The sequence below is a fragment of the Roseovarius halophilus (ex Wu et al. 2025) genome (assembly GCF_047086965.1).
On the sequence record NZ_JBKOTX010000128.1, the window covers coordinates 1 to 17,268 of the forward strand.

General features: G+C 66.0%; 15 protein-coding genes and 2 pseudogenes. 7 read left to right on the top strand and 10 right to left on the bottom strand.

The features are described from left to right. The 3 genes and pseudogenes from ACH107_RS21625 to ACH107_RS21635 all read right to left on the bottom strand — a co-directional run. A pseudogene (locus tag ACH107_RS21625) lies at nt 1-198 on the bottom strand (carboxypeptidase M32); the annotation flags it as partial. A 4-nt stretch (nt 199-202) separates the two neighbouring features. Next, nucleotides 203-1,342, bottom strand: a complete 1,140-nt coding sequence (gene ctaA / locus ACH107_RS21630; protein ID WP_412507567.1) for a heme A synthase — start codon at nt 1,340-1,342, stop codon at nt 203-205. Between the two features lie 50 nt (nt 1,343-1,392). Next, on the bottom strand, nt 1,393-2,136 hold the full coding sequence (locus tag ACH107_RS21635) for an RNA methyltransferase (RefSeq protein WP_412507568.1): 744 nt from the start codon (nt 2,134-2,136) through the stop codon (nt 1,393-1,395). A gap of 211 nt (nt 2,137-2,347) precedes the next feature. On the opposite strand from ACH107_RS21635, the gene ACH107_RS21640 reads away from it, so the two are divergent. Beyond that, a complete protein-coding gene (locus ACH107_RS21640) occupies nt 2,348-3,211 on the top strand; it encodes a DUF2189 domain-containing protein (protein WP_412507569.1) in 864 nt (287 codons plus the stop codon). Between the two features lie 131 nt (nt 3,212-3,342). Here ACH107_RS21640 and ACH107_RS21645 read toward each other — a convergent pair whose 3' ends face one another. After that, nucleotides 3,343-3,939: a riboflavin synthase gene (locus ACH107_RS21645; RefSeq protein ID WP_412507570.1), complete on the bottom strand. Its 597-nt coding sequence runs from the start codon at nt 3,937-3,939 to the stop codon at nt 3,343-3,345. A 134-nt stretch (nt 3,940-4,073) separates the two neighbouring features. On the opposite strand from ACH107_RS21645, the gene ACH107_RS21650 reads away from it, so the two are divergent. From ACH107_RS21650 to ACH107_RS21665, 4 genes are all read left to right on the top strand, one after another. Then, nucleotides 4,074-5,366 carry a capsule biosynthesis protein gene (locus ACH107_RS21650; protein ID WP_412507571.1) on the top strand — a complete coding sequence of 431 codons (1,293 nt, stop codon included), beginning with the start codon at nt 4,074-4,076 and terminating at the stop codon, nt 5,364-5,366. A 92-nt stretch (nt 5,367-5,458) separates the two neighbouring features. Next, nucleotides 5,459-6,607, top strand: a complete 1,149-nt coding sequence (locus ACH107_RS21655) for a polysaccharide biosynthesis/export family protein (RefSeq protein ID WP_412507572.1) — start codon at nt 5,459-5,461, stop codon at nt 6,605-6,607. After that, nucleotides 6,604-8,631 (top strand): capsular polysaccharide biosynthesis protein, encoded by a 2,028-nt coding sequence (locus ACH107_RS21660; protein ID WP_412507573.1) that lies wholly within the window; start codon nt 6,604-6,606, stop codon nt 8,629-8,631. The genes ACH107_RS21655 and ACH107_RS21660 overlap by 4 nt, the downstream gene beginning before the upstream one ends. Before the next feature lie 105 nt (nt 8,632-8,736). After that, nucleotides 8,737-9,555, top strand: a complete 819-nt coding sequence (locus tag ACH107_RS21665; protein WP_412507574.1) for a phytanoyl-CoA dioxygenase family protein — start codon at nt 8,737-8,739, stop codon at nt 9,553-9,555. A 23-nt stretch (nt 9,556-9,578) separates the two neighbouring features. Here ACH107_RS21665 and ACH107_RS21670 read toward each other — a convergent pair whose 3' ends face one another. Next, a complete protein-coding gene (locus ACH107_RS21670) occupies nt 9,579-10,337 on the bottom strand; it encodes a pyrroline-5-carboxylate reductase family protein (protein ID WP_412507575.1) in 759 nt (252 codons plus the stop codon). 108 nt (nt 10,338-10,445) lie between these two features. On the opposite strand from ACH107_RS21670, the gene ACH107_RS21675 reads away from it, so the two are divergent. Continuing rightward, nucleotides 10,446-12,194 carry a B12-binding domain-containing protein gene (locus ACH107_RS21675; RefSeq protein WP_412507576.1) on the top strand — a complete coding sequence of 583 codons (1,749 nt, stop codon included), beginning with the start codon at nt 10,446-10,448 and terminating at the stop codon, nt 12,192-12,194. Nucleotides 12,195-12,206: 12 nt separating this feature from the next. On the opposite strand, the gene ACH107_RS21680 is transcribed toward ACH107_RS21675, so the two are convergent. The 5 genes and pseudogenes from ACH107_RS21680 to ACH107_RS21700 form a co-directional block, all read right to left on the bottom strand. Next, nucleotides 12,207-12,716, bottom strand: coding sequence for a hypothetical protein (locus tag ACH107_RS21680; RefSeq protein ID WP_412507577.1), 510 nt, complete (start codon nt 12,714-12,716; stop codon nt 12,207-12,209). 101 nt (nt 12,717-12,817) lie between these two features. Further along, complete coding sequence (locus ACH107_RS21685; protein WP_412507578.1) at nt 12,818-13,690, bottom strand: sulfotransferase domain-containing protein; 873 nt, start codon at nt 13,688-13,690, stop codon at nt 12,818-12,820. Beyond that, complete coding sequence (locus ACH107_RS21690) at nt 13,687-14,517, bottom strand: sulfotransferase domain-containing protein (protein ID WP_412507579.1); 831 nt, start codon at nt 14,515-14,517, stop codon at nt 13,687-13,689. The genes ACH107_RS21685 and ACH107_RS21690 overlap by 4 nt, the downstream gene beginning before the upstream one ends. Before the next feature lie 105 nt (nt 14,518-14,622). Further along, nucleotides 14,623-15,765, bottom strand: coding sequence for a porin (locus ACH107_RS21695; protein WP_412507580.1), 1,143 nt, complete (start codon nt 15,763-15,765; stop codon nt 14,623-14,625). A 376-nt stretch (nt 15,766-16,141) separates the two neighbouring features. After that, nucleotides 16,142-16,300 (bottom strand): annotated as a pseudogene (locus ACH107_RS21700) (gamma carboxymuconolactone decarboxylase); the annotation flags it as partial. Between the two features lie 316 nt (nt 16,301-16,616). On the opposite strand from ACH107_RS21700, the gene ACH107_RS21705 reads away from it, so the two are divergent. Then, nucleotides 16,617-17,268, top strand: a 652-nt coding sequence (locus ACH107_RS21705; RefSeq protein WP_412507581.1) for an alcohol dehydrogenase catalytic domain-containing protein, incomplete at its 3' end; no start/stop codon positions are given.

A 17,268-nucleotide genomic window follows, 5' to 3' on the forward strand; every position in this document is an offset into this window, starting at 1 on the left:
CGCGTCCAGCCACTCCGCGACGCGGGGGTCCGTGCGCCGCGCGTGAAGCACCGCTTCCATCGCGCCGATCTCGTCGGCCCGCTGCGCCGCCGCGCCGCGCGGCATCATCGTTTCCTGGTCCCAGTGCTGCCGCCCGGCCACTTGCGCCAGCGCCTGCGTGTCGCGCTGATGCGCCATCAGGTCGTCATAGGCTGTCATGCCGTCACTCCCTTACCGATTGCGCCCGCGGATACAGGCTCAGGAACCGTGCCCGCAGGATCAGCACCCAGACCGCGACCGCCAGCAACTGGTGCAGGATCGCGATCTGCCACGGTGCCACGTAGATCACGGTGACAATGCCCAGCACGACCTGGGCACAAAGCGCGACGAACGCCGTGGTAAACGCCGCCTGCGTCACCCGGTGCGCGCTACGCCGACCTTTCAGCCAGACCATGACCGCGAAGGCCAGCAGGACATAGCCCACCATCCTGTGCACGAATTGCACGAGCCCCGGGTTCTCGAAAAGGTTGCGCCAGCCAAGCTCGGCCATCCAGAAATCCGGCGGCAGGAACCCGCCTGCCATCAGCGGCCAGTCGGTGTAGCTGCGCCCGGCGTCGATCCCGGCGACCAACGCCCCGATGAGGATCTGCAGGAAGGCGAAATGCAGCCAGCCCGTCGACAGGCCGAAAAGCCGCGCTTCCTTGCCGCGCCGCGCCTGCAACAATTCGCGCTCTTCCCGGCCCAGCGCCATGACATACCACGCGATGAAGCCGAGGATCACGAAGGCAAGGCCCAGATGCACCGCCAGCCGGTAGCTCGCCACGTCGAGCATCCCGCCCGACAGCCCCGAGGATACCATCCACCAGCCGATCGCGCCCTGCGCGCCACCCAGCGCGCCCAGCAGGACCAGCCGCCCGGTCCAGCCCGCCGGGATCTTCCGCGCGGAAAGGAACCCGAGGAACCCCACGGCCCAGACAAGCCCGATCACCCGGCCCAACTGCCGATGGCCCCATTCCCACCAGTAGATGACCTTGAATTCCGCCAGGCTCATGCCCTTGTTCTGCAGCTGGTATTCGGGGATCTGCTTGTAGAGGTCGAATTCGGCCTGCCAATCCGCCGCGTTCATCGGCGGCAGCGCGCCGCTCACCGGCTTCCATTCGGTGATGCTCAGCCCGCTGTCGGTCAGCCGGGTCAGCCCGCCCACGGCGATCATCACGACCACAAGCGCGAAAAGCAGCATCAGCCACAGCCGGATGCCCCTGCGCGCGCCGCGCCGCCCGGCGTCGATCATGCCACCCGCCGGCGCCTGCCGGGGCGTGTCGCCCTCGCCCACGTCCTCGAAAATGCTGCGCTTTCCGGTCATGCCTTGCCCTCTTGCCATGTGCGCGAACCTACCCCGCACCAGATGGCGCTTCAACCGCGCTCCTTCCAGCGCACCATTTGCCGCAGCACCCCGTGCAGCGTCTGCACGTCGGCGCGCGTCAACGGCATCCGGCTCCACATGTTGCGCAGGTTCGTCTTCATCCCCTCGGCCTTGTGCGCGGGGAAGAAGAACCCCGCCTCGGCCAGCCGGGTCTCGTAGTGATCGGCCAGTTTCTCGACCTCGATCTGCTCGGCCCATTCGACACGCGCCATGTCCACGCGTTCCGGCGTGATGTCGGCGCTCGCGCGGCGCCACTCGTACCCCGTCAACAGCACGCATTGCGCAAGGTTGAGGCTGGGAAACTCGGGGTTCACGGGGACGTTGATCACCGCGTTGGCGCGCGCCACGTCCTCGTTTTCCAGCCCGGCGCGCTCGGGGCCGAACAACACGGCGACCCGTTCACCACCCGCGATACGGCGCGCGGCCTCCTGCATGGCGCGTTCCGGGCTCAACACCGGTTTCGTCAGCCCCCGCGCGCGGGCCGTGGTGGCCATCACGTAATGGCAGTCGCCCACCGCCTTGGCCACGTCGCCGACAAGCCGCGCCTCGTCCAGCAGGCGCCCGGCCCCGCTGGCCATCGCCGACGCCTTGGGGTTGGGCCAGCCGTCACGCGGCGCCACCAGCCGCATCCGGTCCAGCCCGAAATTCCACATCGCCCGCGCCGCCGCGCCGATATTCTCGCCCATCTGCGGGCGCACGAGGACGAAGGTGGGTTGTGACTGGTCCGTTGGCATCTCGCACTCCTTCCGATTGCCCGCCTCATAGGGCAGCGGCGCCACCGTGAAAAGACCATGCGAAAGGTCCGGTCCGGCGCATCCCGACGCATCACGGCCCGGTCCCGCACTCGTGACTTAGCTGACCCGTTCGCTGTGGTACCCTGCACCGGAAACCGCGGATCAGGCGGCGCCATCTTGCCGTTCTGACACCCTTGAAAAGGAGGTACCCATGGTCAAGACAATCGGAAACCCCCTCAGCTGGGCCGCCGGGGCGGTGATCGGGTCCGGCCGGACGGCCGGAGAGCTCGCCGCGTCCCTTGGCGGCGAGGTGACGCACCCGCCCGAAACGCGCCCCCTCACGCGATCGGACATCCGGATCGCCCTGCGAAAAGGGCTCGACGATTTCACCGCGCGGCGCAGCGACGTCATGTTCCTTGTGGCGATCTACCCGGTGATCGGTATCTGCCTTGCCGTGGCGGCCTTCGACATGGCGCTGCTGCCGCTGCTGTTTCCGCTGGCGGCGGGCTTCGCCCTGCTGGGGCCCGTTGCCGCCATCGGCCTCTACGAGATGAGCCGCCAACGCGAAGCCGGGGCCAAATCCGGCTGGGGCGCGGCCTTCTCGGTGCTGCGGACGCACAATATCGGCCCCGTGCTGGGGCTGGGGCTCTATCTGCTGGCGCTTTTCGTGGCGTGGATGTTCGCGGCCCACTTGATCTACACCATCACCCTCGGACCGCAGCCACCGGCATCGGCAGGGGCCTTCCTGCAGGATGTGTTCATGACGGGGGCCGGCTGGAGCATGATGATACTCGGCGTCGGAGTCGGGTTCGTCTTCGCCTGCGTGGTGCTGGTGATCAGCCTGATCTCCTTTCCGATGCTGATCGATCGGCAGGTCGGCCTGCCGGTGGCCGTCATGACCTCGGTGCAGGTCGCGCGCCAAAGCCCGGTCACCGTTGCCGGCTGGGGGCTGATCGTGGCCGTTGCCATGACGCTCGGCAGCCTGCCGCTTTTTCTGGGGCTGATCGTGGTGCTTCCGGTGCTGGGCCATGCCACGTGGCACCTGTACCGCGGCGCCGTGCCCCGCGAAAACTGAAAGCTGAACCGCGGTCGGGGCGCCTGTCCGCACGGCGACGCCCCACGGCGCCGCACCTCCGCGTTACCGATCCGCTACCGCCGCGATGCCGATACCTGTTTCAGGCCGTTTTCCCGGCCCGACGCGCCGCGTCATGCGCCCGGGGTCATCTCCTGAAGCCGCGCCACGTAGCGCGCCAGCGTGTCGATCTCGAGGTTGACCATATCCCCCACCCGGACTTGGCCCCACGTGGTCACGTCCTTGGTATGGGGGATGAAATTGATCCCGAAATCACGATCTGCCACGTCATTGACCGTCAGCGAAGTACCGTTGAGCGCAACCGACCCCTTGGGCGCGATGAACCGCGCCAGTTCTTCCGGCGCGCGCAGCGTCACCCGCGTGCTGTCGCCCTCGTCCTCGACGGCAACCACCTCGGTCAACCCGTCCACATGGCCGGACACGATGTGCCCGCCAAGTTCGTCACCAACACGCAGCGCCCGCTCAAGGTTCACCGGCCGTCCTTCAACCCATTGATCCAGATTGGTTTTCGAAAGCGTTTCGGCCGACACGTCCACGTCGAACCAATACTCGCCCTTTTCCACCACGGTCAGGCAGACGCCATCACAGGCGACAGACGCGCCGATATCCATGCCGCTCATGGGGTACCCCGTCTCCAATCGGGCGCGGAGATCACCGCGCCTTTCAAGCTGTCGCACCGTGCCGATATCGCTAATTATTCCCGTGAACATGTCCGGTCTCCGTCCTGATGTGGGATCACCTAGCGGCCCGGACCCGCGCTGACAAGAGCCACGCGCGGGTCTTACTTTTGCCAGATTGGAACGCTACGCATGGTGCATCGTAACGTAGGGGATATAGGCGCGTCATGGGCAGGATCACCGGCCACGACCGGACATTCCTTTTTCTTCAGGGGCCTCACGGCCCCTTCTTCGGGCGACTCGCCAAGATGCTGCGCCGCGCCGGCGCCTCGGTCTGGCGCGTGGGCTTCAATGCCGGTGACGCGGCATTCTGGCCGGAGAGACACAGCTACATTCCGTTTTGCGACACCGTTGACGCCTGGCCCGACGCCTTGGACAAGATCCTTCATGACAAGCAAGTTACCGACCTCGTCCTCTACGGCGACACGCGCCCGATCCATGCCGGCGCCGTGGCGAACGCGCGCGCGAAGGGACTGACCGTGCATGTCTTCGAAGAGGGCTACATGCGGCCCTACTGGGTCACCTACGAACGCGGCGGCAGCAACGGCAACTCGCGCCTGATGCACATGAGCGTTGACGAAATGCGCGCGGCGCTTGAAAACTCCGACATCGACACCGCCCTGCCCCCGGCCAGCTGGGGCGACATGCGCCAGCATGTCTTCTACGGCGCAGCGTACCACGGATTCGTCCTGCTCAGGAACCGCCGTTACCGCAATTTCCGCCCCCACCGTGCACTCGACGTCGCGCAGGAATTCAAGCTTTATCTGCGGCGCCTCGTGCTGATGCCCGCGCAGGCCGTGGATCGGCGGGTGGCGACGTGGCGCATCCGGCATGGCGGGTTTCCCTATCACCTCGCGCTGCTGCAACTGGAGCATGATGCCTCGTTCCAGGCGCATTCGCCCTTCTCGACCATGACCGAGTTTCTCGAAACCGTGGTCGAGGGGTTCGCCGAGGGCGCCCCGCCGCACCATCACCTTGTCGTCAAGGCGCATCCGCTCGAAGACGGACGCGTGCCCATCCGGGCGACGCTGAAACGTCTGGCGCGGGAGCACGGGCTGACGGAGCGGGTACACTACGTCCGGGGCGGCAAGCTGGCCCAGCTCCTTGACGAGGCGCGAAGCGCCGTCACGGTGAATTCAACCGCCGCGCAGCAGGTGCTGTGGCGCGGCATCCCGTTGAAAACCTTCGGAGATGCCGTTTATGCCAAGCCCGAGTTCGTCAGCTCGAAACCGCTGCCTGATTTCTTTGCGGGCGCCGACAGGCCCGACCGCAAGGCATATGCCGACTATCGGCGTTTCCTGCTCGAGACCAGCCAAATCGCGGGGGGGTTCTACTCGGCACGCGGCCGGCGCCAGTTGCTCCGCCAGACGGTTGACCTGATGCTGGCCCCCGAGGATCCGTACGATTCGCTCAAGTCCGGCACCGCGGCGCCACGGCAACAGTTGCGCGCCGTGACCTGACGGCCGGCGCAACTGTCACTGGATTTCATCGGGAAATTCCGTTAGCGTGACGCAAAAAAACAGGCAGGCAAACAGGTCGAGGAGACCGAGCAGTGAATTTTCAATCTTCGAGACGGGCGCGCTCTGTCGCCCTTGTCGTCATTGTGGCGATGGTCTCGTCATGCGGTATCCTGCCGCGCGTCGGGCCGAACAAGAACGAGATATACGCGGGGTCGGTGCAGCGATCCGGGGACGCGTTCGTCGTCTCCGTCAATGACCGGGTCACGCGCGCGACCGCCGTTCAGCCCGCCTTGGGCTTCACGGAAGAATTCAAGCAGGCCGGCATTCTCGGGTCGGACACGATCCGGCCCGGCGACACGCTGGGGCTTACGATCTGGGAAAATGTCGATGACGGCCTGCTGGCCGGCGAGGCCGCGAACCAGACCGTCCTCGAAGAAATACAGGTCGATGGCGCAGGGTTCATCTTCGTGCCCTATGCCGGGCGCATCCGGGCCGCGGGTAACACGCCCGAAGCGATCCGGCGTATCATTTCCAACAAACTCGGTGAACAGACCCCCGACCCGCAAGTGGAGGTGCGCAGGCTGGCCGGTAACGGCGCCACGGTATCGCTGGTTGGGGCCGTCGGGGGACAGGGTGTCTACCCGATAGAACGCCCCACGCGCACATTGTCGACCATGCTGGCCAATGCCGGCGGCATCAGCATTCCGCCGGAAGTCGCACAGATCACCGTGATCCGTGGCGAAAAGCGCAGCAAGGTGTGGTTCCAGGATCTTTACAAGCACCCCGAGTTCGACATCGCCCTGCGCGGCGGCGATCGCGTCCTCGTCGAGCAGGACACGCGTGCCTTCACCGCGCTCGGCGCCACTGGTGCGCAGGCGCGCCTGACGTTCGACAGCCAGACCCTCAGCGCCGTCGAGGCGTTGGCGCAGGTCGGCGGACTGACACCGTCGGCCGCTGATCCGACCGGGGTTTTCGTGCTGCGCAACGAACCCGCGGACATTGCCAACCAGGTTCTCGGCCGCAACGACCTTCAGGGCGCCCAGAGGATGGTCTACGTGCTGGACCTGACGAAACCGAACGGCATGTTCGTCGCCCGCGACTTCGCGGTGCGCGACGACGACACGATCTACGTGACCGAAGCGCCGTTCGCCCAGTGGAGCAGGGTGATCTCGGCACTGACCGGCACGCTTGGCGCGGTCGGCTCCATCTCGACGGCGAGCGACACGCTGAGCGGCGAATGATGCATCCCGCGGACGGGATGCCGCCCGCCGGTGCCGCAGGGCGCCGGCGGGTTTTCTATTTCAACGCGGGCTTCCTGCGGCAGAAACGTATCCGCCGGATCATGGAACTGGCCGGCCACGATCTGTCGCTGGGCCGGCCCACGGCGGACGATCTGGTCGCGGTCTGGGGCCATTCTCGGTTTGCCCGGCGCGGCGAAGCGGTGGCGCGCCGCACCGGCGCCCGGCTGCTGCGCGTCGAGGATGCCTTTCTCAGGTCGATCTTTCCCGGGCGCGGCGGCGAGGCCCCGCTGGGCCTCGTGATCGACCGTCGCGGCATGCATTACGACGGTGACGGGCCCTCCGACCTTGAGCATATCCTCGCGTCGCACCCGCTGGACGATACCGGGACGATGCGGCGCGCGCGCGGCGCCATCGCCCGGCTCAAGGAAGCGCACCTGACCAAGTACAGCGCCGTCGACCCGGCCGCCCCCTGCCCCGATCCCGGCTATGTTCTGGTCGTCGACCAGACACGGGGGGACGCCAGCGTCGTGCACGGCGGCGCGGCGGCGCGGACCTTCCGCGACATGCTGGACAGCGCGCTTGACGAGAACCCCGGCGCGCGCGTTCTGGTCAAGACGCACCCCGAAACCCGTGCAGGATACCGGCGCGGCTATTTCGGCCCTCAAGACGTGAATGACCGTGTCAGCCTGTTCACCGACCCGGTCAGCCCATGGGCCCTGATGGAGGGCGCTGTCGGTGTTTACACGGTAAGCTCCCAGCTCGGCTTCGAGGCGATCCTTGCCGACCATCGCCCCCGCGTCTTCGGCCGGCCGTTCTACGCGGGCTGGAACCTGACCGAAGACCGGCATGACCAGCCATTCGAGCGGCGCCGCCGCAACCTCAGCCGTGCACAGCTGTTCGCGGCGGCCATGATCCTCTACCCGACATGGTACGATCCTTTTCACGACCGGCTCTGCGCGCTCGAGGACGTGATCTCGATACTCGAGGCGCGAACGCGGTGCTGGCGCGAGGACAAGGCGGGCTGGACCGCGCAGGGCATGCGTCTCTGGAAACGGGCGCCCCTTCAGAAATTCTTCGGCCGCTACCGCCGCGTGACATTCCGGGACGGGCCCGGCCGGGACCGCGGTCGCAAGACAATGGTCTGGGCATCCCGGGCCGATGCCGCCCCAAAGGGCGCCGTCCGTGTCGAGGACGGTTTCCTGCGCTCCCGTGGTCTGGGCGCCGAACTGGTGCCGCCGCTGTCGCTGGTCTGTGACGATCTGGGTATTTACTACGACCCGACACGGCTCAGCCGCCTCGAAACCCTGATCGAGAAGCGCGCCCGCCTGCGCCCTGACCAGGAATGGCGGGCCGAAGGTCTGATCGCCGCCCTGACGTCGCGGGGCCTGTCCAAGTACAACCAGCCCGGCGCATGCCCCGACCTGCCCCGGGGGCGGCGCATCCTCGTGCCCGGTCAGGTGGAGGATGACGCGTCGATCCGGCTGGGCGCGGGGACGGTGGCCACCAACGCGGCCCTTCTGGCGGCGGCCCGCGCGGACGATCCCGATGCCATCATCCTCTACAAGCCGCACCCGGATGTCGCGGCGGGGCTGCGCGCGGGCGAGGTGCCACCGGATACGCTGGCGCGCCTCGCCGACATGGTCCTGCCCCCCTGCGATCCGGCGGCCGTGCTAGCATCGGTTGACGAGGTCTGGACGATGACATCCCTGATCGGGTTCGAGGCGCTGATCCGCGGGGTCCGCGTAACCGTCACGGGGACACCGTTTTACGCGGGATGGGGGCTCACGCGCGATCTGGGCGTCGTTCCGGCCCGGCGCCGCGCCCGGCCCGGCCTTTTCGGACTGGTTCATGCCAGCCTGATCGACTATCCGCGCTATTTCGATCCCGTGACCGGCATGGCCTGCCCGGTCGAAGTGACGGTGACACGCCTGGCCGCAGGCACGTCCGCGGCGCGCGGACCGGCGAACCGGCTTCTGTCCAAGCTGCAGGGCGTCTTCGCCTCTCATGCGTCGCTCTGGCGCTGACGCCGCGCGCGGCCACGGCTCTTGACAGCGCGACATGCCCTCCGAATGATTATCAAGCACACTGTAGGGCGCGGCCGGCGTCAGGATTGGAGCGACAGGATGGACATGAAAACGAGCGCACCCCATGCAAGGCTGAGCGATGCGGAGGTATCGCGTTATCACGAAAAGGGTTGGGTCGTGCCCGACTGGGAAATTCCCCAGGACCTGATCGCGGAGATGCGGCAGGAATACGCGGACCTTCTGGAACGCAACCCGCATCTCGAATCCGACATCATACTGGCCCCGCATCAGACCAACGGCGGATCCATGGGGGTGATCGGTTCCGAGAAATGGCTGGAATTCGCAACGCAGCCCGAACTCATGGAAATCGCACGCCAGCTTATCGGCGACGATATCATCCTGTGGGGCACCACGCTGTTCGGCAAGCCGCCCCATAACGGCAAGGAAACACCGTGGCACCAGGACGGTGAATATTATCCGATCCGCCCGCTGGAGACGTTGACCATGTGGATCCCGCTGGACGACGTGACGCCGGATAACGGGCCGATGAAGTTCATACCCGGATCACACAGGGCACACGAACTCTTCAGCCATTCATGGCAGGACGGCAAGGACAAGACGATCAACCTCGTCACGGATTCAGATCATTTCGATGAAACCTGCGCCGAACCTCTGATCCTGCGCGCCGGACAGGTGTCCTTTCACGACGTTTACATGATCCACGGCTCCGAAGCGAACCGCACGGACAAGCGACGCGCCGCGTTCATCGTCAGGCTGATGCCCGCCACGTCGCTTTACGATCACGCGCTCGGCGCCGAGATAGGCAAGCAGCACCCCGCGCAGGGCTACGGCGTGCGTCCGCTCCATCTGGTCAGCGGGCAGGATCGGGCCGGTAACAATTTCAGCATCGGCCACGACACCTGAGCCATCAGGAGAGGCAACGCGCGCTATTGACCGCCCCGCAGCTTGTTCAGCACAACGTCGCAGGCGCCGCGCCACGCCTCGGGCACGCCTTCGCCTTCCAAGTGGCGCAACCCCGCCTCCGTAATGCCGCCGGGGGTGCACAGGCCAGCAAGGATTTCGGGCATCGGCGCCTCCTGCTCGGCTACCATCCGGCCGGCGGCGACAAAGGTGCGCGCCACCAGTTGGCGCGCCGCGTCGTCATCCATGCCCGCATCCGCTGACCAATGGGCGCCATGCTGGATCAGGGATTGGGCCCAGCCGTAGATCGCCGCGCTGACGGTCGCCGCTTCGAACTGGTCCTCGCTGTCCAGCGTGATGAGGCTGCCGATGCCCCCGAGCAACGGCGCGACGGCCTCGTGATACGGATGGATGAGCGTCGGGCTGGCGCCGAGCTCGGCGGCGGTGATGGGCATGATCCGCACGACCTCGGCCGGGCTGGCGGGCCCGGCCACCTGCGCGAGTGGTACGCCGGCGCAGGCGCTCAGCACGATCTGGCCGTCACGCCACGGCAAGCCGGCCAGCGCCCCGGCGGCGTCCGCCGGGCGCACGGCCAGCAACACCGTGTCACATGCCTCGACAACCCCGGCGTTGTCCGCGGCAAGGCTGAAACCGTCCCGCCGCGCCAAGGCGGGGCCCTGACCGCGCGGCGACAGCAAGATGTCTTCCGGCGCGTGGCCCGCCCTCATCAGCCCTTTCAGGATGGCCCCGGCAAGATGGCCGACGCCGATAACCCCCAGTCTCATTCTACCCTCCTCGCCGGCAGGCGCGACACAGGCCGGCTTGTTCCAATGACCTGACGTGATAAACCTGTTCGCATCGACATGCCACCAGCACCGGCCGGGACGATCGAAATGACAGACATACCACCGTTGCACGCCCCGTCACTCCCGCCCGGTTCGGCCCTGCTGGATGACGGCGCGCGCCTCGCCGGCGACTGGCAGCTCGGCGGCAACGCCTTCCTGCGTGATGAAAACGTCCCCTCCGAAGCCGCCTACAAACGCCGGTCCGCGGCCGAGGGCCGAATCATGCAGCACGCCCATATCGGGTTTCGCAATCTCGAGCGCACAATTCATGCCATGGCTGATCTGCATGAACGCGCCGCGGGGCAGGACGTGCGCATCGACCGTTTCGGGATCACGCTTGACTGGACGATGGGCTATCCGCCGGACAGGCGCGCCACGGCAACGCGCGGCACCGGGATCGTGCTGAACGGGCCCGAAGATTTCGCGCGCATCACCGATGCCTGCCCCGCCGCCGCGCATTTCGGCGACTTCATGCTGGGCCTGCCCGGCGCACTTGAAAACACCAAGGCGGCACTGGCCGCGGGCGCGACGGCGATCGGCAATCTGGGCCAGTATTTCACCTTTCGCCTGCCCTACTGGGATGACGACGTTGCCACGACCGGCGCAACCGTCACGGCGCTCGGGCTGATTGCCGCGCAGGAGGCCGACATCCTCGTCCATTCCAACCTCGATGACGGGTTCGCCGGACTGTTCGAGGACATGACCTCCGCCTTTGGCATGATGCTGATCGAAAAGCATATCGTCGAGGACCAGATCGGCGCGCGGGCGTCCTTCTGTTTCGGACATCATTTCTCGGAGCCACTGACGCGCCGCGCCTTCCAGGCCGCGCTGGCGCGCGTGACGCAAACGCCCGGCACGATGATATTCGGCAATACCGTGTCCTACCGCGGGGCGCCCGCCGCGAATTACGCCAGCCTCGCAAGTTACCTGCTGGCTGACATAACAGCGCTCGGCCGGTCGCATTCGGGCCATGCCGTCAATCCCGTCCCCGTAACCGAGAACGCGCGCATCCCGGATGTCGATGAAATACTTGATGCCCAGCTTTTCGCCGCACGGCTGGTCGACCATGCCCCGGGCCATGCCGCGCTGGCTGATGACGCGCTGATCGAAAGAATGGCCGACCAGCTGGTGACCGGCGGCCGCCGGTTTGCCGACCGGGCGCTGGCGGGACTGGCCGACCGGGGCGTGGACATCACCGATCCGGCGGCGCTGATGCTGGCCATACGCAGGCTGGGCGCCCGCCGGATGGAGGCGCTATGGGGCGCCGGCCCGCTCGAGGAAGACCGGCGTCAGCCGCTCGTCGCCGCAGACTGGGCGCGGGAATTGCACGGCATGGCCGAAGAATGGGTGACGCGCCAAGCTGACCTGCCGGGCGGCATGGACCGCTTGACCATCGCGGTGGCCACCACCGATGTGCACGAACACGGCGCCTATCTTGTCCGCGACGCCCTGCAACGACTGGGCGCGGGCGTCATCGACGCCGGGGTCGCCGTGGATGCCGAGGTTCTCGCCGACACCGCGCTTGAGGCGGGGGCCGATGCCGTCGCGATCAGCACCTATAACGGCATCGCCCTGTCCTACACGCGTGACGTGTTGCGCGCGCTTGAGGCGCGGGGCCATGCGATGCCGGTCATGGTCGGGGGGAAGTTGAACGCGGTGCCGGCGGAGTCCAATACCGGCTTGCCCGTCGATACCAGCGAAGAGATCAGCCGCGCCGGCGCCGTGCCCTGTTCATCTCTGGATGACATGTTGCCCGTGCTGCATGCCTGCCTGTCAGCGCCACCGCGAAAAGCCTGAGCGCGCGCCGGATCACCGACCACCGGCGCCCGGCCCGTCCGGCCGGAAATAGACGATAAAACCGACGCCGCCCTGATCGTCGATTTCCCGGTGAACGATCTGCCGCGGGATGCGTACCTTGACCTGCCTGTCGCCATCACCGGGCTGCCACGCGCGCCCGGTAAGCGCACAGGTGGCGGGGCTGCCGGCATAATCGGCGGTCGGTGGCACTTCCTTCATGAAGGTCAGGCCGGTCAGCAGCCGTTCGTCGCCGATGTAGACAGTGCCCGTTTGCAGCACCCGCGACGCCGCGTGCTTGGTGAGGATCGACTGCTGCTCGCTTTGTGCCCATGCGCCGCAAACGGCTGTCATGCCGTCCACCTCGCGCAGGTCGGTTGCCACCGACAACCCGCCGCCCGACGTGTAATTCCCGCCCGACAGGGCCGGGGCCGGCCCGAGGCGCGAGTCGCTCGTGGGCGGCATGCCCGCGCACCCGGCAAGGCCGAGCGCGGCAAGCAGCGCAGCAACCGCGAAATGTCTCATGACATCAACCTTTCCTTTGCGCATGTTTCCCGCACGTTACCAAGGGTAAATCAAAACACTGCACATGCAACCGCCCGGGCGGCGGACCCGGCGGGGACATGTCAGCCCTGTTCGGCGAATTCTTTCGTTTCCTTGAGCATCTCGGGATACCATGTCTCGATCGTGGGCAGGAAAGCCTCGCGGATGCGCCCGGCCTGGGCCGGGGTCAGATCCTCGCGCCAGACGCCCGATTTGCCCTTGGCAAAGAAACTTTCCATCTCGTCCGGCTTCTCGGTGAAGCCGTGTTTCTCTTCCTGTTTCTTCAGGCTTTCGAAACTGGCGGCCTTGACCGACCGGGCGAGTTTCGCGCGGTCCACCGGCACGCGCAGGAACTTCTCCAGCAGCTTCGCGATCTCCTTGGCCGGGTGCGCGATCATGTCCTCGTACCGGATGACATGGATCGGCAGGCCCGGTGCGGTTGTCCATGACCGCACGTGATCGTCCCACCGGCCAAGCGCATCGTAGACCGAGGTCTGCGGGGTGCCCATGATCATCTCCTTGTTGGAGATATGGCCGATCGTCTCGTCGATATCGCAGGAGATGTGGCGCGCGAAGGACGGCGTCATGTCGAAAGGGTTGCGCATGATGTAAATGGCCGCCGCCGTCACCTCGGGCGGGATCAGGTCCTGGCCGAGGTATTTCGACGCCTGGCAGTGGGTCTTGACGAAATGATGGTCGGGCCGCGACGCCGCGATCAGGCGCAGCGCCTTGGGCCGCATCGCGATCCATTCCTCCGCCGACTTGTTGACGAAAGGCTCCCCCGCCGCGGCATCGAAGAAATCCCGCCGTATGTCGCCGGTCGTGAATTCGCGCAGGTTGTTGATATCCGGCGCCTTGCCCTCGGGCATGAGGTAATGAGCCAGCAGGCTGCGGATCCACGTGTTGCCGGATTTCGGATAGGAAGCCAGCCAGATGATGCGGCGCAGATCGCTCATTTCAGATACCCGTAGCGTTTCATGACATCGCGATGATTCCGCCGCAGCCTGCGCGCCAGATCCTCGCCGAGGTCGGTTTTCCACTGGTCGCGCGTGCCCTTGGCAAAGAAGCGCTCGCTGCCGGCTGATTTCTCGACGAAGCCGCCGGCCTTTTCCTGTTTCGACACTTCCTTGAAGCTCGAGAACCGGATGGCCCGGTCCAGCCTGTCCTCGTCAAGCGTCATGCCCATGTGCTCGACCAGTTTCGCGAATTGCGGGGCGGGATCATCAAGCAGATCCTCGTAGCGCAGCACGAGCACCGGATAGGGGGATGGCGACGTCCAGCTTTCCACGTGGTCCGACCACGATCCCAGGAACTCGGCCACGGTTTCCTCCGTCGGGGCGTTGCCGTTATCCCTGTGGGAGATCGTCTCCACCGCCTGCTCGACGGGCATGGCGTAGTGCCGCGCGTAGGACAGCACCATGTCCAACGGGTTACGCACCACATAGACCGCCGACCGGGTGTATTTCTCGGGGATCATCTCGACCCCGCGCACCGTACCACGCAGGTTGTGGGTCTTGACGAGGTTGACGTCTGCGCCGTTGCGCACGATGGCCTGCAGAACCTTGTCCCGCAGGTTCAGCGTCAGGTCGACATCCCTGACATCGATCGGCCGCCCGGCAACCATGCGATAGGTCTTGGCGATCGAATCCCCCATTGCCAGACGGTGCGCCTCGTTGATGGGCACGGGTTTGTCGGCGTTCAGCAGGTAGTTGCTGAGGAAAATGCGCGTCCACGTGTTGCCCGACTTCGGGTAAGACGCCAGCCAGACGATACTTTTCTTCATCTTCCGGGTGTCCGCTCTGTCGTGATCAACGCGTCCCTGCCCCTAAACAAAAAAAACGGCAAGGGGAAGCACCCCTTGCCGCCTCTTTTTTACCAAGAGCCTGGCTTAGAAGCTCAGGTTCAGAGCCGTACCGACGATCGTGGACTCGATGTCGGTGCCTGCTGTCGCGTCCGCGTCACCTTCGGCGAAGATGGCATAGACATCCCAGTCAACACCCGGGCCCATGTCACGGCTCGCGCCGACACGGTAGGCGATGTAGTCGGAGTCAACGCCGGCGCCGCCGGTGTTCTCGTAGTTGCCCTGGTAGGTCAGAGCTTCGAATGCCCAGGGACCTGCCATGTCGTAGGTACCGCCGAGGCTCCAGCCCGACTGGTCGGGACCCCAACCGCCAGCGCCATTGGCGTTGTCGTTCTCGGTATAGCTACCACCGATGGTGAAGCCGCTGAAGCCGACGCTTGCGCCAACACCCCAGGTTTCCGGGTCGGAAACGCCGGCCGCGATGGCCGAGCCCGAACCGTAACGGGCGCCGAGGTTGACATCGGTCGCGCCGAAGCTGCCCGAGTAGTTCACGCCAATATCGTAGATGTCTTCGATCGTGGCAACTGCGCTGTTGTTGATTTGACCGCCGCCAAAGAAGCTGCCGTCGGCGTTGCCGTTATTGTTACGTGCATACGACACGCCAACGGTCAGGCCGTTGAAGCTGGGCGTGTAGTAGCTCAGACGCTGAATGTCGTTGTTGCCCGCAACTTCGGTGTAGGACGACAGGCCGGCCTGACGGAAGTTGAACGGAACCGCGCCCGAAATCGGCATGAAGGCCGAGATCGAGGGCGAGTTGATGTAAAGCGACGTCACCGACGGCGCACCGACCATCGACAGGTAGCCGGCCGAGTTTTCGCCACCGATGACGATACGGCCCAGCGTGTCGCTGCTGATTTCCGCATAGGTTTCGTCGATGTTGTTCGCGCCGCCGCCATTGTTCATGGCTTCCATCTGCACGTTCACGCCAAAGGTCATGCCGTTGTCCAGCGTGACCGACGGCGAGAAGATGATCTCGCCGGTGACGAACGAGTTCAGGCCGTCAAAATCGTTGCCGTTGGCGGTGCCGGCGTTGTTGCCACTGGAATCAACGATCGCGACATGCGAGCTGAAGAAACCGCCGAAGCTCACGTCCCATTCCTGGGCGCTTGCCGGTGCAGCCATTGCGACGCCGAGAGCGATCGCGCTGGTGCTGAGAACTTGCTTTTTCAAGGGTGTCCCTCCTCATAGCAGGATTTGTTCAGGGTCCGCCGTACCCGCAGGACACGGCTTGGGTGATGGAATGCGGCAATTGCCCCCTGGGTGTCAACGCGCAGGCAGCGCCGTGACGGGTTGTTGTCGGGGCTGTGACGTAATGATCACACTCGCCGCCCCCGGCGGCCGGCACCGGATGGAGCCAAGCGCCCAGGAAACATAATAACCCGCTGTTTCTACACGATTTATATCCCGCGGCCGATGTTTTTCCGGCATGGCACATGAAACACGCCACCCGGCTGGCGCCGCCGTTCCCTGACCGGGCTGGCGCGGGTCGGCGCGCACGGATGGACGGGGCCGATTCCCGGGCACGGCACGGCGTCGATCGCCGCTTCCCCAGCCCGACACGCCGGCACCAAGCTGTCATCGCTTCCAAGAAGGGCCGTGTGAAATCATCCGCTGCCGCGAGGTTGTCATCCACGTCGTCCGCCCCCGGCGTGGCCTTGCGATGTTCGAGGCCCTTGAGCAAAAGGTCCGCGTCGAAACGGCTCATTCCTGCGTCCTTTCGGTTCGCGTCCCTGTCTGGTTTGCGGTGTCACGGACACTGATCATCGACGATTCGGGCATGGCCGTGACACGTCATGCCATCGCCCCGCATCCGGCGGAAGGACAGCGGCAGCGGCGGGCGGTATCGCGTCGGCGTCACGGCGGTTTCGCGTCATGACCGATTCAGGGCATCAGAAACGGCGCACGGCCGCCCCGTTTTCATGGCGCCGCGCGGAAATCGGCCCGCAGATTGCGGAATTTTCAACGTGCGGCGCGCGCCCAGTTCGTTAGGGTGCCGCCGTCACGAAGCGAGGAGACACCGCATGACCGACCTGCCCGAGACGATGAAAGCCATGGTGCTGACCGGCCATGGCGGGCTCGACATGTACGCCTGGCACGAGGACTGGCCCACGCCGGAGCCCGATGCGCGCGAGGTGGTCATCCGCGTCGCGGCCTGCGGGCTGAACAATACCGACGTGAACATGCGGGCGGGCTGGTACGACCCGGACGTGCGGACGCCGACGACCGGCGACGCCCATGGCCCGGCCGGGGCCGCGGCGCGGGGCTGGAACGGCCGGCCCGTCACCTTCCCGCGCATTCAGGGAGCTGACGCGGTGGGCACGGTGGTGGCCGTGGGCCCGCAGGCCGACCCGACGATGATCGGCCATCGCGTGATGGTCGATGGCTGGCAGCGCGACTGGTCGGACCCGGACAACCCGGCACGGACCGGCTATTTCGGCAGCGAGTGCGACGGCGGCTTCGCCGAGTACACCAAGGTCGATCCCCGCAACATGCTGGTCGTGCAAAGCACGCTCAGCGATGCCGAACTGGCCACCTTCCAGTGCAGCTACACCGCGGCGGAGGGGATGCTGGTGCGCGCCGGGGTGACGGCCGAGGACACGGTGCTGGTGCCCGGCGCCTCGGGCGGCGTCGCAAATTGTCGGGGATGGGGCCGTGCCGGGGGGCATCGCGCAT

Excerpts from the sequence above, each read along its gene's own strand:
- ACH107_RS21680 (WP_412507577.1), bottom strand. The coding sequence starts at position 12,716 with ATGAGACATTTCGCGGTTGCTGCGCTGCTTGCCGCGCTCGGCCTTGCC.
- ACH107_RS21660 (WP_412507573.1), top strand. The coding sequence starts at position 6,604 with ATGATGCATCCCGCGGACGGGATGCCGCCCGCCGGTGCCGCAGGGCGC.
- ACH107_RS21670 (WP_412507575.1), bottom strand. The coding sequence starts at position 10,337 with ATGAGACTGGGGGTTATCGGCGTCGGCCATCTTGCCGGGGCCATCCTG.
- ACH107_RS21665 (WP_412507574.1), top strand. The coding sequence starts at position 8,737 with ATGAAAACGAGCGCACCCCATGCAAGGCTGAGCGATGCGGAGGTATCG.
- ACH107_RS21640 (WP_412507569.1), top strand. The coding sequence starts at position 2,348 with ATGGTCAAGACAATCGGAAACCCCCTCAGCTGGGCCGCCGGGGCGGTG.
- ACH107_RS21690 (WP_412507579.1), bottom strand. The coding sequence starts at position 14,517 with ATGAAGAAAAGTATCGTCTGGCTGGCGTCTTACCCGAAGTCGGGCAAC.
- ACH107_RS21635 (WP_412507568.1), bottom strand. The coding sequence starts at position 2,136 with ATGCCAACGGACCAGTCACAACCCACCTTCGTCCTCGTGCGCCCGCAG.
- ACH107_RS21650 (WP_412507571.1), top strand. The coding sequence starts at position 4,074 with ATGGGCAGGATCACCGGCCACGACCGGACATTCCTTTTTCTTCAGGGG.
- ACH107_RS21685 (WP_412507578.1), bottom strand. The coding sequence starts at position 13,690 with ATGAGCGATCTGCGCCGCATCATCTGGCTGGCTTCCTATCCGAAATCC.
- ACH107_RS21675 (WP_412507576.1), top strand. The coding sequence starts at position 10,446 with ATGACAGACATACCACCGTTGCACGCCCCGTCACTCCCGCCCGGTTCG.
- ctaA (WP_412507567.1), bottom strand. The coding sequence starts at position 1,342 with ATGACCGGAAAGCGCAGCATTTTCGAGGACGTGGGCGAGGGCGACACG.
- ACH107_RS21645 (WP_412507570.1), bottom strand. The coding sequence starts at position 3,939 with ATGTTCACGGGAATAATTAGCGATATCGGCACGGTGCGACAGCTTGAA.